This is a genomic window from Halochromatium salexigens (assembly GCF_016653295.1).
Classification (GTDB): domain Bacteria; phylum Pseudomonadota; class Gammaproteobacteria; order Chromatiales; family Chromatiaceae; genus Lamprobacter; species Lamprobacter salexigens.
In genome coordinates this window covers 18,268-33,459 of record NZ_NHSF01000020.1, presented here as the reverse complement: position 1 = coordinate 33,459, position 15,192 = coordinate 18,268, and the positions used below count along the sequence as shown (strand labels likewise).

General features: G+C 64.0%; 14 protein-coding genes. 9 read left to right on the top strand and 5 right to left on the bottom strand.

Features of this window, described 5'->3' with window-relative positions; translation table 11 throughout:
• Positions 1-19 precede the first annotated feature (19 nt).
• Both CCR82_RS03705 and CCR82_RS03700 read right to left on the bottom strand, forming a co-directional pair.
• Entirely contained in the window at positions 20-1,123 is a 1,104-nt protein-coding gene (locus CCR82_RS03705) for a phytoene/squalene synthase family protein (RefSeq protein WP_201244050.1), read from the bottom strand.
• Positions 1,104-2,639 (bottom strand): phytoene desaturase, encoded by a 1,536-nt coding sequence (locus CCR82_RS03700; RefSeq protein WP_420827310.1) that lies wholly within the window; start codon positions 2,637-2,639, stop codon positions 1,104-1,106. The genes CCR82_RS03705 and CCR82_RS03700 overlap by 20 nt, the downstream gene beginning before the upstream one ends.
• A gap of 261 nt (positions 2,640-2,900) precedes the next feature.
• On the opposite strand from CCR82_RS03700, the gene CCR82_RS03695 reads away from it, so the two are divergent.
• The 8 genes from CCR82_RS03695 to CCR82_RS03660 all read left to right on the top strand — a co-directional run bounded on the left by CCR82_RS03695 (position 2,901) and on the right by CCR82_RS03660 (position 12,296).
• Positions 2,901-4,811, top strand: a complete 1,911-nt coding sequence (locus CCR82_RS03695; protein ID WP_201244048.1) for a DUF2868 domain-containing protein — start codon at positions 2,901-2,903, stop codon at positions 4,809-4,811.
• Positions 4,811-6,250, top strand: a complete 1,440-nt coding sequence (locus CCR82_RS03690; protein ID WP_201244047.1) for a GTPase/DUF3482 domain-containing protein — start codon at positions 4,811-4,813, stop codon at positions 6,248-6,250. Before CCR82_RS03695 ends, CCR82_RS03690 begins: the two co-directional genes overlap by 1 nt.
• A gap of 3 nt (positions 6,251-6,253) precedes the next feature.
• Positions 6,254-9,064, top strand: coding sequence for a monovalent cation/H+ antiporter subunit A (locus CCR82_RS03685; RefSeq protein ID WP_201244045.1), 2,811 nt, complete (start codon positions 6,254-6,256; stop codon positions 9,062-9,064).
• Positions 9,064-9,390, top strand: a complete 327-nt coding sequence (locus CCR82_RS03680; RefSeq protein WP_201244043.1) for a Na+/H+ antiporter subunit C — start codon at positions 9,064-9,066, stop codon at positions 9,388-9,390. The genes CCR82_RS03685 and CCR82_RS03680 overlap by 1 nt, the downstream gene beginning before the upstream one ends.
• A complete protein-coding gene (locus CCR82_RS03675) occupies positions 9,387-11,018 on the top strand; it encodes a monovalent cation/H+ antiporter subunit D (protein WP_201244042.1) in 1,632 nt (543 codons plus the stop codon). The genes CCR82_RS03680 and CCR82_RS03675 overlap by 4 nt, the downstream gene beginning before the upstream one ends.
• Positions 11,018-11,509 (top strand): Na+/H+ antiporter subunit E, encoded by a 492-nt coding sequence (locus tag CCR82_RS03670; protein ID WP_338073097.1) that lies wholly within the window; start codon positions 11,018-11,020, stop codon positions 11,507-11,509. Before CCR82_RS03675 ends, CCR82_RS03670 begins: the two co-directional genes overlap by 1 nt.
• Before the next feature lie 75 nt (positions 11,510-11,584).
• Complete coding sequence (locus CCR82_RS03665; protein WP_207190911.1) at positions 11,585-11,881, top strand: K+/H+ antiporter subunit F; 297 nt, start codon at positions 11,585-11,587, stop codon at positions 11,879-11,881.
• Positions 11,882-11,891: 10 nt separating this feature from the next.
• Positions 11,892-12,296: a Na+/H+ antiporter subunit G gene (locus CCR82_RS03660; RefSeq protein ID WP_201244041.1), complete on the top strand. Its 405-nt coding sequence runs from the start codon at positions 11,892-11,894 to the stop codon at positions 12,294-12,296.
• A 61-nt stretch (positions 12,297-12,357) separates the two neighbouring features.
• Here the strand turns inward: CCR82_RS03660 and CCR82_RS19260 are convergent, their stop codons facing one another.
• Entirely contained in the window at positions 12,358-12,759 is a 402-nt protein-coding gene (locus CCR82_RS19260; RefSeq protein ID WP_420827309.1) for a type IV pilin protein, read from the bottom strand.
• A 138-nt stretch (positions 12,760-12,897) separates the two neighbouring features.
• Here CCR82_RS19260 and CCR82_RS03650 point away from each other — a divergent pair, with 138 nt between their 5' ends.
• Positions 12,898-13,614, top strand: a complete 717-nt coding sequence (locus tag CCR82_RS03650) for an SDR family oxidoreductase (RefSeq protein ID WP_201244039.1) — start codon at positions 12,898-12,900, stop codon at positions 13,612-13,614.
• Between the two features lie 137 nt (positions 13,615-13,751).
• Here CCR82_RS03650 and phbB read toward each other — a convergent pair whose 3' ends face one another.
• Both phbB and CCR82_RS03640 read right to left on the bottom strand, forming a co-directional pair.
• Positions 13,752-14,513 (bottom strand): acetoacetyl-CoA reductase, encoded by a 762-nt coding sequence (phbB, locus tag CCR82_RS03645; RefSeq protein ID WP_201244034.1) that lies wholly within the window; start codon positions 14,511-14,513, stop codon positions 13,752-13,754.
• Between the two features lie 111 nt (positions 14,514-14,624).
• Positions 14,625-14,996 carry a phasin family protein gene (locus CCR82_RS03640; protein ID WP_201244032.1) on the bottom strand — a complete coding sequence of 124 codons (372 nt, stop codon included), beginning with the start codon at positions 14,994-14,996 and terminating at the stop codon, positions 14,625-14,627.
• Between the last annotated feature and the right edge of the window lie 196 nt (positions 14,997-15,192).

Here is a 15,192-nt window from a genome sequence, read left to right as displayed (position 1 = left end):
AGGCATGCAATGTGAGGGCTCAGCCCAGGGATGCCGTGCGTTGACGCTCGTCCAAGGTCGCGAACAGATCCAGGACCCAGACCAATTTCTCGCCGACCGACTGCGGAGTTTGCTGCTCCGTTAGGTGCTGGCCTGTAACTTGATCAGACCGCAGCACAGCAGACCGAGATCTCGCCGGTCCAGCCTTCGCCGCGGCCGCGCTGACCAAGAACTGATTCTCGGGCAATGCTGGATCGGCGCAGCGACGACCCGGAAATGGCGTTGCAGCCACGGCTCGACTTAATAATGTCACCTTGCGTCCCGGCGCAACGACCGCGCGTGTGGTGACGGAATCGTAGCCATTGCGAGCCACTTCGCGGCCGATCTCGGCGTAGAGCAGGCGAGCGGCATAGATCCCGGGACGGCAAGCCACTGGCAGCTTGGCAATGCCGGATTCGGCACGCTGATAGATCGCCTCGGACATGTCCAGCACGCGCTTGATGACGGCGCCGACGGCCTCGTTATAGGTCGGGTGCGCCAACCAGGCCTCGACGTCCAGGCCTTCCTCGCGCAGCCAGGCCTTGGGCAGATAGACGCGACCGTTGCGGGCATCTTCGCCCACATCGCGGCAGATATTAGTCAACTGCATGGCGGTGCCGAGATCACAGGCGCGTGCCAACACATGCGGCGCGCGTACGCCCATGATCACGGTCATCATGGCGCCGACGACGGCGGCGACGCGCGCGGAGTAATCGAGCACACCCTCGATGGTCTCATAGCTGCGCCCGTCGGCATCCCACTCGAAGCCCTCGAGCAAAGCCTCTGGCAGTGCGCGCGGTATCTCGAAGCGCTCGACCGTCGCCGCGAAGGCGCGATCCGGGGCCAGCGGTCGCGGCCGACCCTGATAGACCCGATCGAGTCGCTCGCGCAGCTCGGCGAGCGCCGCCTGCTGATCACGCTGCTCGTCGATCGCATCGTCGGCAACGCGGCAGAACGCATAAAGCGCGGCGGCTGGATCACGGATCATCTTAGGCAGAAAGAAGGATGCGGCGAAGAACGACTTTGAGCCGTTGCTCAGCAGCTGCCGACAGGCAGCTAGGTCCGTCGCATCCGAGGGATTGGTTTCACGCAAAAACAGAGGCATCGGGGACCACCGTATCCAGTACACGCGCTGTCGAGATGACGCCAGGCACACCCGCTCCGGGGTGGGTGCCAGCGCCGACCATGTAGAGGTGCTCGACCTCTTCGCTTTTATTGTGGGGCCGGAACCAAGCGCTTTGCATGAGAACCGGCTCCAGGCTAAACCCAGCACCCTTGACCGAGCAGAGGCGCTGCTCGAAGTCCTTAGGCGTGGTGATCAAGGACACCGCGAGCTGCTCCTCGAGGTCAGGCAGCAGGGTGTCGGACAGGTAGGCCGAGATGGCGCGCCGATAAGGCTCGGCGCGCTCGGCCCAGTCGATCTCCGCGTCCAGATGCGGCACCGGGGCGAGCACATAGAAGGTATCGCAGCCCTCGGGCGCGAGCGCGGGATCGGTCGCCGTCGGGCGGTGCAGATAGAGGCTGAAATCGTCCGCGAGCACCTTGCGATCGAAGATATCCTGCAGCAGCCCTTTGTAACGCGGCCCGAGCAGGATGCTGTGATGCTTGACCTCCTCGTAGCGGCGCTTGGTGCCGAAGTACCAGACGAACAGGCCGTTGGAGTAGCGCGCCTTGTCGAGCTTGGGATCGGTCCAGTGTTTGCGCGTGACGCCTGGCAGCAGATGCTTGTAGGTCCAAGCGACATCGGCGTTGGAGACGACGATATCGGCGCCGATGGACTCGCCGTCCTTGAGTTTGACGCCGGTCGCCTTGCCGTTCTCGACGGTGATCTCGGTCACCTCGGCGTTCAGGCGCAGCTCACCGCCCTGGCCCCGGATCAGATCGACCAGGCCATTGACGATGGCACCGGTGCCACCGATCGCCGAGTGCACGCCCCAATGGCGCTCGAGATACGAGATCAGCGTGTAGATGGAGGTGACCGTGAACGGGTTGCCACCGATCAGCAGCGGATGGAACGAGAGCGCGACGCGCAGCCGCTCGTCCTTGACGTACTGCGAGACCATCGCGTAGACGCTGCGATAGCTGCGCAGCTTGACCATCTTCGGCACGATACGCGCCATCTCTTGCCACTGCGTGAACGGCACATGGCCGAGTTCGACGAAGCCGACCTGGAAGATCTCCTCGCTGGCTTTTATGAACCGCTCGTAGCCGGCGACATCGTCCGGTGCGAAGCGCTCGACCTGCGCGCGCATGGCCTCGGCATCGCCATTGGTGTCGAAGACCGCGCCATCATCGAAGCGGATGCGATAGAAGGGGTCCATCGGGCGCAGATCGATCTCGTCCCTGAAGCGGCGTCCACACATCTCCCAGAGTTCGTCGAGCAGAAAGGGCGCGGTGATGATGGTCGGACCGGCGTCGAAGGTGAAACCATCGATCTCGTGCACATAGGCCCGCCCGCCCGGGGCGTCGAGTTTCTCGACGACGCTCACCTGGTAGCCGCGGTAACCGAGGCGAATCGCCGCAGCAAGCCCGCCAAAACCGCTACCGATGATGACGGCTTTTGGTTTTTTCGCGGCATCGAGCGTGCGCGCTGCTATGGTGCCAGCCGGGGGGGGGTCAATGGTCAAAGTGTCAACTCGGGCTGATGTCAATCATTCCTGACAGTATAGCAGCCGAATTTTTTCGCGCCAGCGAAGCATGCACCCATCACAGGCGAGGCTTGCTGTATGTCAACCCAAGCGTGGGCCCTTGATCATGAGGCCATGCGCGGTATACCTTGCAGCCAGCATCAGGCGCTCACAGCACCCACTAGTGCAACAGCCGCTGTTTTTTGAGCCATCCGGGCAGGCACGTTCACCAGCTATCGCACAGCTTAACTCTCCATGGATTCCCCTCTTCGGCGTCTAGCGCCAATCCTCAAAGGCGCTCGCGGTCACAGGGCTGATACACTGCGTTGGCAGGTTCCAGACCTTATCGACTTCGACTATTACGTCGACGAAGACGAGCGCCTGCTGCACGAGCAACCGGCGCAGCGGAAATACCTGGCCGAGCGTGACCGCCACCTCTACAAAGACCAGATCGCACCGATCATCGGCGAGGCCGACGCCCATAGCAGCAAGCATCGCAATCGCGCGCTGCGCTGGTGGCTCGAACTGCGCCGCAAGCAAGAAGACCCCGGACTCGCCGAGCTGCTTCCCGGCCAGGCCTTCGCTCGTGCGCAACGCCTCGTCTCTACCGCGATGGGAGTGATTGGTTTCGCCGTTGGCCTCGGCGCTGCCTCAACCCTGCTGCATTATGAGGGTGACCACCCGGTCAATGTCTCCTGGTACCTATTTTGGCTGGTGCTACTCCAGCTGATCCTGGTCGGCACCACGATCGGGCTCTGGTACGGGCGCCGCTCGAAAATAATCAAGGGCGCCACCCAAGATCTCTCATTGCTTGGGCAAGTCCTGCGGCCGCTGTTCTCGCGCGCGGCGCGTTGGATTCAAAAGCAGCGAATCACCCATGTCGCCCCTGAGCTGCGCGAGCGGACCAAGGCCAAGCAGGGGCTGTTGCAGGCCAACTATGCCCTCTACGGCCCCGCGAGCTATCTCCCGATGCTCGTGCCGGCCCAGGTCTTCGGCATTGGCTTCAACATCGGCGCCATCCTCATGACCATCGCCATGATCTGGTTCGCCGACCTCGGTTTCGGCTGGGGGTCGGCGATGAATATCAGCGCCGAGACCGTCCAGCATCTCGCACGCCTGATCGCGCTGCCTTGGAGCTGGCTGTTCGGCGAGGGCGTCGGCGTACCGACGCTGCAAGAGATCGCCGGGACGCGCATCAGCCTCAAGGACCCACTCTACGTCCTCAATGCCGATCAACTGCGCTCTTGGCGTTGGTTCCTGGTGCTAGCCGTCTTCACCTATGGCCTGCTGCCGCGGGTCGCGCTGCTCGGTCTCTCGGCCTTCAAGCAGCGGCGAGCCCTCGCGACCTTGCCGTTCACGCACCAAAGCGCGCAGGCACCCTATGCACGCATGATCACGCCAAGTATCGAGATTCGCACGATACACACAGGCGCGGGACCGGAGATGCCGATCCCCGCGCCGCTCAAGCCACTGACCCGGCCAACCTCGGCTCCGCGGCCGCCAAAGACACCCGTCGCGCCTGAAGCCTCGACGCCCGCTCCCAAGGAGGAGTTGGCAGCGCCCGCGAGCCCCCCAGCACCAGCACCGGGAGCCGACCAACCAAGCGCGCGCCAGGCCTCGCCTGAACCGGCCACTGCGGCCGGACAACCAACCCCGCTCATTGCCCAGCTTCCGCCATCCGCGGCCTCATCAGAACGTATCTCGGTAGAGGCCGATGCCTGCCTCCTGCTGCTGCATATCGACGTCGCCGACATGCTCGAGGAGCAGGACCACGCTCGCCTGCAACAGCTACTGCGCGACCAAACGGGCTGGCGAGTCGCGGCCGCGGCCACCTATGGCGGCGGACGGGCCATGACCGAGCAAGCAATCGAGATGATCCGTCACGCAACCTGGAGCGCGCCACCGGCGCGGATCGCCCTTATCCAAGACGGCTCCCAGCCACCGATTACCGAGAATCTACGTCTCCTGCGCGCGGTCCGTTCCGCTGCTGGCAACCAGGCCCAGGTGCTGCTGGCGCTGACCGGGGATCCCGACGACGACAGGGATGATCCGCTACCGCCATTAAGCGGTTTTGATTTCGCCGATTGGCAGCGCAAGATCGAGCAGATGGGCGACCCTTATCTGCGCTTGATCATGCTTGCCCCCCCTGATGACGAGGCATCTTGATGGAAACCCAGGTTCCGACACTCGCCATCGTTGGCCATCCCAATGCCGGCAAGTCGTCCGTAGTCGCGACGCTGACCGAAAACGACCGCATCGCCATCGACAAGCGCGCCGGTACCACGACGCGCTCCGATCAATATCCGGTCGAGATCGATGGCAAGACCGTGTTGCGCTTCATTGATACCCCAGGTTTCCAAAATCCCACCGACATTCTCGAGTGGTTTCAACGCCATCCCGGCGGTACCGATCTAGCGCGCGCCTTCCTTGAGGCCCATCGGCACGATCACCTCTACAGTCACGACTGCGCGCTGCTGAAACCCATCGCCGAAGGTGCCGGCATCATCCTGGTGGTCGACGGCTCCAAGCGGATCAAGGAAAAGGACCGCACTGAGATGGAGTTGCTGCGCCTTACCGGCCGGCCACGCATGGCCATCTTCAACAACCTCTCCGCCAACGACAAATACCTCGCAGCTTGGCAGGATGCGTTGAATAAGTCGTTCAATTCGGTGCGCGCGTTCAATGCCCACCGTGCGACCTATGCCGAACGGATCGCCCTGCTCAACGCCCTCAAGGCCATCGATCAGCGCTGGGAGCCGATGCTGGACGAGACCGTGCGCGCCTTCGAGCGCGATTGGCAGCGGCGCATCGAACAAAGCGTCACCAGTCTCCTGGAACTGCTGCGCGAGGCGTTGACCTTCAAGGTGGTCAAGATCGTCAAAGCGAATGAGCTGGATTCCGATCGGGATCGCGAAAAGATCCGTCAGCACTTGACTGAAAACCTGCAGGAAGGGCTCCGCAAGCTTGAGCAAAAGACCCAGGCAGAAATCCGCGAGCATTTCAAACACCATGTCTGGAACGTCTCGCCAAGCTCCTTGCTGGTCAAGGATCTGTTCTCCGATGAGGTCGAGCGCCGCCTGGGTCTCAATCGCCACCAGACAGTACTCGCCAGCGCCGCCGCCGGCGCGGCTACCGGTGGTGCCATCGACCTCGGCGTCGGCGGCCTCTCATTCGGCGCCGGCACCCTGATCGGTGCTGGCCTCGGCAGCGTGCTCGGCGTGCTCGGCACCTCGCAACTGGCCAAGCTCGACATCCAGCGCACGCTCGGTGTCGAGCGCTTCACGCTCGGGCCGGTCAGCAACCCGCGCTTCCCGTTCATCCTGCTCGATCGCAGCATCCTCTATTGCGCGCGCGCGATGAATTGGGCGCATGGTCGCCAGGCCGCCGATGAGAGCGCCCCCAACCGCGTGCCCGATCAGACTGCGAAAGTCCAGCAGGGCTTCACCGAGGCCCTCGCCGGCGAGGACCACAAAGCGCTGGCCAAATTCTTCGCCGCCGCCCGCAAGGGCAAGGACTGCGCCCAAGAACAGCGCGTGCGCGAGATCATCCGCAGCGTCCTCCAGGATCTGTCCAACGACAAGATCGATAGCCGCGCGCATCTCTAAGCGATGACCCAACTGGCGCTGATCGTCCTGATCCCGTTCATCGGCGCCCTGTTGCCGTCCTGGGCGCTCACCGCCGGGCGGCTGTGGTCGGCCTGGGTCACCGGCGGTGTCGTCGTCTCGGCACTGGCGTTGCTGGTCGCCCCGGCCTGGGCGGTGATGCAGGGCGAGACCCTGCTCTGGCAATTGGACTGGCTGCCGGCGCTGGGGCTCTCGCTCGGCTTTCGTCTGGACGGACTGGCGCTGCTGTTCGCGTTGATGATCCTGGTCATCGGCCTGTTGGTGATCCTCTACGCGCGCTGGTACCTGGCCGAGCGCGATCCGATGGGCCGTTTCTACGCCTATCTGCTGCTGTTCATGGGGTCGATGCTCGGGCTGGTGATGTCCGAGAACCTGATTCAGCTGCTGATGTTCTGGGAGCTGACCAGCATCAGCTCGTTCCTGCTGATCAGCTATTGGCGCCAGCGCGAGGACGCGCGCCGTGGCGCGCGCATGGCGCTGGCAATCACCGGCGGTGGCGGCCTGGCGCTGCTCGGCGGCATCCTGCTGCTCGGCGAGATCGTCGGCAGCTATGACCTCAGCACCGTGCTCGCCGCGCGTGAGATCATCCACGCGCACCCGCTCTACCTGCCGGCGCTGGTGCTGATCCTGCTCGGGATCTTCACCAAATCGGCGCAATTCCCGTTCCATTTCTGGCTGCCGCATGCGATGGCGGCACCCACCCCGGTCAGCGCCTATCTGCACTCGGCGACCATGGTCAAGGCGGGCGTCTTCCTGCTCGCGCGCCTGTTCCCGGCCCTCTCCGGCTCCGAGGCCTGGACCTGGCTGGTCGCGCCCACCGGCATGGCCACGCTGCTGATCGGCGCCTACACCGCGCTGTTCAAGCATGACCTCAAGGGGCTGCTGGCCTATTCGACCATCAGTCATCTCGGCCTGATCACGCTGCTGTTCGGCATCGGCTCCCCGCTGGCTGCGGTGGCGGGTCTGTTCCACATCATGAACCACGCCACCTTCAAGGCGTCGCTGTTCATGGCCGCCGGCATCATCGATCACGAGGCCGGCACGCGGGATATGCGCCGCCTGGCCGGTCTCTGGCGGTTCATGCCGCAGACCGGCCTGCTGGCGATGATCGCCGCCGCCGCCATGGCTGGGGTGCCCCTGCTCAACGGCTTCCTTTCGAAGGAGATGTTCTTCGAGAAGACCGTCTACATGGCCACCTTCGAGGAGAGCACCTGGTTGCTGCCGGTGCTGGCGACCATCGCCGGTGCGCTGGCGGTCGCCTACTCGCTGCGCTTCATCCATGATGTCTTCTTCAACGGCACCCCGACCGACCTGCCGCGCACCCCGCATGAGCCCGTGCGTTGGATGCGCGTGCCGGTCGAGATCTTGGTGGTGATCTGTATCGCGGTCGGCATCTTTCCGAGCCTGACCTTCGGGCCGCTGCTCGCGGTCGCGGCCGGCGCCACGCTGCAGGCGCCTCTGCCGGCGTACAGTCTCAAGGTCTGGCACGGGTTCACGCCAGCGCTCGGCATGAGCATGCTGGCGCTGTCCGGCGGTGCGCTGATCTACGCGATTCGACGGCCGCTGTTTCGCTGGCACGAGCGCACGCTCGGTCAGCTCGATGCGCGCTGGCTCTACGAGGTCTGGGAGCGCGCGCTGTTGCAGGGCAGCCGGGTGCTCGATCATCTGATCCATCGCCGCTCGCTGCAGGACATGCTCGCGGTGCTGATCATCGCCGCCGCCGCCATGCTGCTGCTGGGCTTCTGGGGCATGCCCCTGACCGGCAGCGCGACCCTGACGCCGCTCGATCCGGTCAGCGCGGCCGCCGCCTTCTGTCTCGCGGTGGGCGCCCTCGGCACCGTGGTCCTGCACCGACAGCGCTGGACCGCGCTGGTGATGCTGAGCGTGGTGGGGTTGATCATCGCGCTCGCCTTCGTCAAGTTCTCGGCGCCGGACCTGGCGCTCACTCAGCTCGCGGTGGAGATGGTGACCATCATCCTGCTGCTGCTGGCGCTGCACTTCCTGCCGGCCGAGACGCCACGCGAGTCCTCGCTGGCGCGCAAGCTGCGCGATCTGCTGCTGGCGCTGCTCGGTGGCGGCCTGACCACGGTGCTGACCTGGGCGGTGCTGACCCGTCCCTACGACAGCATTTCCGATTGGCTCCTGCGCAACAGCGTGCCCGGTGGCGGTGGCAGCAATGTCGTCAACGTCATCCTGGTCGACTTTCGTGGCTTCGACACCCTCGGTGAGATCACAGTGCTCGCGATCGCGGCGATCGGCATCTACATGATGCTGCGCGATCTGCGCCTCGAGGCCCCGCGCGCCGATGCTCAGGGCCGGCCCTGGAGCAGCGATGCCCACCCGCTGATCCTGGCCACCTTCTCACGCCTGCTGCTGCCGCTGGCCCTGATGGTCGCGGTGTTCATCCTGCTGCGTGGGCATCACCTGCCGGGTGGCGGCTTCATCGCCGGGCTCATCATCGCGGTGGCGCTGGTGATGCAATATCTCGCCAATGGTGTCCTCTGGACCCAGACGCGCCTGTCCGGCGAGCTGCATCCGCTGATCGGCCTGGGTCTGCTGCTCGCCACCGCCACCGGACTCGGCAGTTGGTACTTCGGCGCGCCCTTCCTGACTTCGGCTCATGGCCATTGGTCTGTGCCGATCCTGGGCGAGATCGAGCTGGCCTCGGCGATGCTGTTCGACATCGGCGTGATGCTGGTCGTGATCGGCATCACCCTGGTCATCCTGATCCGGCTCGGGCGCATCGGCCTGATGCAACGTCGGGCACCCATCTCCAACAGCGACCCCAAACCCTGATGGAAGCGCTCATCGCCCTGGTCATCGGCCTGCTCGCCGGTTGCGGCATCTATCTGCTGTTGCGGGCGCGCACCTTTCCGGTCGTGCTCGGCATCACCCTGCTCTCCTATGCGGTGAACCTGTTCCTGTTCGTGATGGGACGCTTGAGCATCGGGGTGCCGGCGATCATCGAACCGGGCCGCTCGGCCTATGCCGACCCACTGCCGCAGGCGCTGGTGCTGACCGCGATCGTGATCGGCTTCGGCATGACCGCCTTCGTCGTCGTGCTCGCCCTGCGCGCGCGCGCTGATCTCGGCAACGACCATGTGGACGGGCGCGAGCCATGAGCGCAGTCACCGCCCATGGGGTGATCGCGCCGATCCTGGTGCCACTGCTGACCGGGACGCTCCTGGTGCTGTTGCGCGGCAGCGCCACGCCTCTGCGGCGCACCCTCAGCATGCTCGGTGTCCAGTTGTTGCTCGGCGTCTCGCTCTGGCTGTTGTTGCAGGTCGCCGATGGCGAGATCCTGGTCTATCGGCTCGGCAACTGGGCCGCGCCCCATGGCATCGTGCTGGTCGCCGACCGGCTCGCGGCTGGGATGGTGCTACTGACCTCGGTGCTGGCGCTGTTTGCGATGATGCATGCGATCCAGGGCAGCGATCGTCGTGGCCGTCAGTTCCATGTGCTGTTCCAATTCCTGCTGATGGGGCTGAACGGCGCTTTCCTGACCGGTGACCTGTTCAATCTCTTCGTCTTCTTCGAGATCCTGCTGATCGCCTCGTACGGGCTGCTACTGCATGGCGGTGGCGCGGCGCGCAGTCGTGCCGGCCTGCATTATGTGGTGATCAACCTGGTCGGCTCGAGCCTGTTTTTGTTCGCGGTGGGCACCCTCTACGGTGTGCTCGGCACCCTCAACATGGCCGATCTCTCGCAGCGGGTCGCGGCGCTGGGGCCAGAGGATATCGGGCTGGTGCGCGCGGCGGCGCTGTTGCTGTTCCTGGTCTTCGCGCTCAAGGCGGCGCTGGCGCCGCTGCATCTGTGGCTGCCGGGCGCCTATTCGGCGGCGGGGCCGGCTGCGGTCGCCTTGTTCGCGATCATGACCAAGGTCGGTGCCTATTCGATCCTGCGCGTCTACAGCCTGATCTTTGGCGCCGACGCCGGCCCGCTCGCCGGTCTGGTCGATCCCTGGATGCTGGTGCTCGGGCTGATCACCCTCGTGGTCGGCACCCTTGGCGCGCTCGCCAGCCAGCGCCTGGCCCTGTTGGTCTCGCATCTGGTGGTGGTCTCCGCCGGCAGCATCCTGACCGCCTTCGGCCTCGGCGGCGAGGCGGCGCTGAGCGCGGGCCTGTACTACACATTCCAATCGACCCTGGTCGTGGCGGCCCTGTTCATGCTCACCGAGAATGTGGCCCGCACCCGGGGCGCCTTCGGCGATGAACTGCGCGCCGGGCCCATGCTGCCGGCCGCGAATCTGCTCGGCGGGCTGTTCCTGGTGCTGGCGCTGGCGGTCGCCGGGCTGCCGCCTCTGTCGGGGTTCATCGGCAAGGTGCTGATCCTTAAGGCGAGTGTCGGCGCGCCGGCGGCGATGCCTTGGATCATGGCGATCGTGCTGATCACCGGCCTGCTGACGCTCATCGCCCTGGCCCGTGCCGGCAGCACGCTGTTCTTCAAGACCGAGACCCATGCCAGGACCGCGAGCTTGCCCAATGTGGCCAAGCTGGTACCGGTCGCCGCGCTCGCCGGGATCAGCCTGCTGTTCGTCGTCTTCGCAAGCCCGATCCACGGCTACGCGCAGGCTGCCGCCGCGCAGTTGGTCGACCCCGGTGGATATCTCGAGGCGGTGCTGGGTGCCGGGGCCACTGATAACGACGCCGACGCCGACACTGACACCGAGCCAGCAAAAATGGCCGAAGTGGCCGGGCCACGGCGAACGACCGTCCATTCACCGCCCGATCAAATCATGCCCGCACACTGATGAAACCGCTTCTGCCGCACCCGATTCTGTCGTTGATGCTGCTTGGCCTCTGGCTGCTGCTGGTCAATTCGATCGCGCCCGGTCAGATCCTGCTCGGCGCGCTGCTCGCCTGGCTGATCCCGCTCTACACGGTGCGTTTCTGGACCGCGCAGGTGCGCATCCGTCGGCCGTTGTCGCTGCTGCGGCTGGCCGGTACCGTGCTCGTCGATATCGTCGTTGCGAACCTCGCGGTCGCGCGGCTCATCGTCGGGCCGATGGCGCGCATCCAGCCGGCCTTCATCCGCATGCCGCTGCGCCTGCAGGGCAACGTCGGCGTGAGTCTGCTGGCGAATATCGTCACCTTGACGCCCGGCACCCTGTCGGCCTCGCTCAGTCCCGATCGCAGCGAATTGATCATCCACGCGTTGCAGGGCCATGATCCAGGCGCGATCATCGCCGATATCCGCACGCGCTATGAGCAGCCATTGCTCGATGCATTGGAGCAGCGTTGATCAGACTTGATCGAGGCGCCACGCCGCATGCTGCGAGCCCAGTGATGCAAGCCCAGAGTCAATGGAGATGAGGTGATGAGCGACTTGACCGAAACCGGTTTGATCCTGAACTCAGCACTCATGATCGGCTTCCTGCTGGTGACCGCTGCGGTGTTGTTATCGCTCTGGCGGCTGATCGTCGGGCCGGACAAGCCAGATCGCATCCTGGCGTTGGATACCCTCTATGTGAATACGATCGCGTTGCTGGTGCTGCTCGATATCAAACTCGCCAGCAGCCTCTACTTCGAGGCCGCACTGCTGATCGCGTTGTTCGGTTTTGTTGGTACTGTCGCCCTGGCCAAATTCCTCACCCGTGGCGATATCATCGAATAGGAGCCAAACCATGGATCTGTTGATGGAATCGCTGATCGCGGTGCTGATCCTCATCGGCGCCGCCTTTACCTGTCTGGGTTCGATCGGCCTCGTGCGCCTGCGCGATTTCTATGAGCGGCTGCACACGCCAACCAAGGCCACCACGCTTGGCGTCGGCAGCCTGCTCATCGCCTCGGCGATCTTCTTTAGCTGGACAATGCCAGGGATCTCATTGCACGAAGTCTTGGTCGCCGTCTTCCTGTTCATCACCGCCCCGGTCAGCGCCCACCTCATGGCCAAGGCCGCGCTCCACTTGCGCGAGCGCGGTGAAACCGGACTGCCACCGGAGACGACCCTGCAGAGGCATGATGGGAGCGGCCGGTTGAGTGAAGACAAAGATGGCAACCAAGACGGAAACGCCGCCGATTCAGGCTGATGCTGGTAAGCGGGGCTGCACGATCAGTGATCGATGAAACACCCTTGGCAATAAAAGGTTTTCAATTACTATTAGCGCTGTTCGTATTATTACTATCAGCAGCAGCAGCGTCCAATGAGCAATTACCTGTATCCATGTCACAAGTTATATTCAGTTCCCCAGGAGATTTAGGGGTTGCAGTAATCGTATCATCACCACCGATACCTGATGGGGTGGAAATTGTTTCACATGCGCTTTTTTCAGGGGCCTCGAACGTATAACCAGAATCAAGCGTTTTATTAGCAAGCTGCGACTTCGCATAGGCTGAAGCCTCAGCCAGACAGGCTTTTTCTGCGGAAGACTTTTGGATGCCTTGATAAGAAGGGACCGCTATCGCTACCAAGATGCCGATAATGGCCACAACGATCATCAGTTCGATCAACGTAAAACCGGCTTGATAGCTTTTCACCTGACACCTCTTCATGATGGATGCGTGCAGTACCCTATACAGGAAAGACGATATGGTGCACTGTCGCAGGCAGTGTCGGCAAGCACGCCTCGCACCCGGGCGCGGCCCAAGACCGCCAGCGCCAAGACCCACCCTTATCCGGAGGACTGACCCATGCCCGATCAACCCGTCGCCATCGTCACCGGCGCCTACCGTGGCCTTGGCTACGAGACCTGCCGCCAACTCGCTCAGCAAGGCTACCGGGTCGTGCTCGGCGCAAGACGCGGAGCAGAAGGCCAGGCGGCCGTCGATGCGCTTGTCCAGGAAGGGCTGACCGTGAGTTTCGATCTGTTGGACGTCACCGACGAGACCTCACGCCTCGGGCTCCGCGACCGCATTCAGCAGGAGTTCGGACGCTTGGACGTGCTGGTCAATAACGCCGGCATCTTTCCCGACCCCGCGCCCGGTGATCCCCAATCGAGCATCCTGCAGGCCGATCTCGAGCCGATGCGGCGCGCCTTCGAGACCAACACGCTCGCCGCCCTGCGCCTGTGCCAACTGTTGATCCCGCTGATGAACAGCGAGGGGCGGATCGTCAACATCGCGTCCGGGATGGGCCAGCTCAGCGACATGAATGGCTTTTGCCCTGCTTATCGGCTGTCGAAGACCGCGCTGAACGCGGTGACCCGCATCTTTGCCGACGAACTTGGCGCCGACAGCGGCATCAAGATCAATTCGGTCTGCCCGGGCTGGGTCCGCACCGAGATGGGTGGGTCGAATGCGCACCTGAGCATCGAGGAGGGCGTCAAGGGCATCCTCTGGGCCGCGACCCTGCCCGCTGATGGCCCGAGCGGTGGCTTCTTCCGTCACGGCGAACCGATCCCCTGGTGAAGAGCGGCGCATAAAAAAGGCCCGGCAGGGGGAATGCCGGGCCGAACTGTCTCTTGGGAGAGAGACGAGGAGGACACTGAACCGACCGGCTGCCCATGCAGCCGATCAGGATTTGCCACAGTGAGCGCCTAGCGGCGTCAGTGCATGAACAGGCCACCATTGACCGGCAGGTTGGCGCCGGTGACATAACCGTTAGCCTCATCGAGCAAGAATGCGACCGCGCTTGCGATCTCTTCCGGACGCCCCATGCGGCGCATCGGTACGCTGGCGACGATCGCCTCGCGCACGTCATCGCGCATCGCCAAGGTCATCGGTGTTTCGACGTAACCAGGCGAGACGGTGTTCGCGGTGACGCCCTTCGCCGCGCCTTCCTGCGCCAGCGTCATGGTGATGCCGTGCATGCCGGCCTTGGCCGCGGCATAGTTGGCCTGGCCGAACTGGCCGCGCTGACCGTTGACCGAGGAGATGTTGACCACGCGCCCGAAGCCGGCCTCGAGCATGTCGTCCCAGACCTGGCGGGTGACGTTGAACACGCTGTTGAGGTTGACATCGATGACCGCGCGCCACTGCGCCTCGTCCATCTTCTTGAAGGTCTTGTCGCGGGTGATGCCCGCGCAGTTGACCAGCGCCGAGACCGGCCCCTGATCGGCCTTGATGGCGGCGATCATCCGCCCGCAATCCTCGAAATCGGAGACATCGGCGGCGATGGTATCGACACTCAGCCCTTCGCCCGTCAGATCGTTGCGCCAGGCCTGCGCGGCCTCCTGCTCGGAGGGGTGATGATTGGCCACCACGCGCCAGCCCTCTTGCGCCAGGCGTCGGCAGATGGCGGTGCCAATGCCGCCAATGCCGCCGGTGACCAAGGCCACCCGGCCAGCCGGTTTGTTTGAGTCAGTCATAGTCGTCATTCCCGAGTCTGTGGCGAGCGACGATGGAGCCAAGACGTCGCTGGACGCACCCAAGGGTTCGGGGTCGCCCAGCGCCTGCGGCTCGATCCCGAGGCTTGCCCTTCAGGCCTTGGCCGTTGCCTCGACCAGACCGCCGCCCTTGCGCATCTCGGCCATCGTGGCCTCGAACCAGGCGCGGTACTCGTCACGGGTCTCGGTCGCCAACTGCAGGCTGGTCTTGGACTCGGCCATCATCTGCTCGCTGGCTTCCTTGGTCATGTCGACCTGGGTCTTGTACAGATCGCTGTAGCCGCGCGCCTCGGTGGCCGCGCGCATCAGCTTGGTGCCCTGCTCCATCCAACGGCCGAACAGGTCCATCTGACGGGTCGCCATGCGCTCGGCGACCTTCATGTTCAGCTCGCCCAGCGCGGTCATCCGCTCAACGCTGTTGTTGGTGAGGTCGTTCAGGGTCTTCATGTTGTCATTCAGGTTCATCGCAGTGCTCCGGTTTGTGCAGTGCAGCATTTGTTGCAGTGCACAATAGTACCGCTTCCGCCCTCTGTCAAGACCATTGAGACGAAAAATGCTGCACTGCAGCATGATGCGGCGCGACCGCTCACGCTGATCCTCTACAGCGTGCTAAACCCGAGTAACACACACAACCAATAAGGAATAAGCGATCGACCGCATA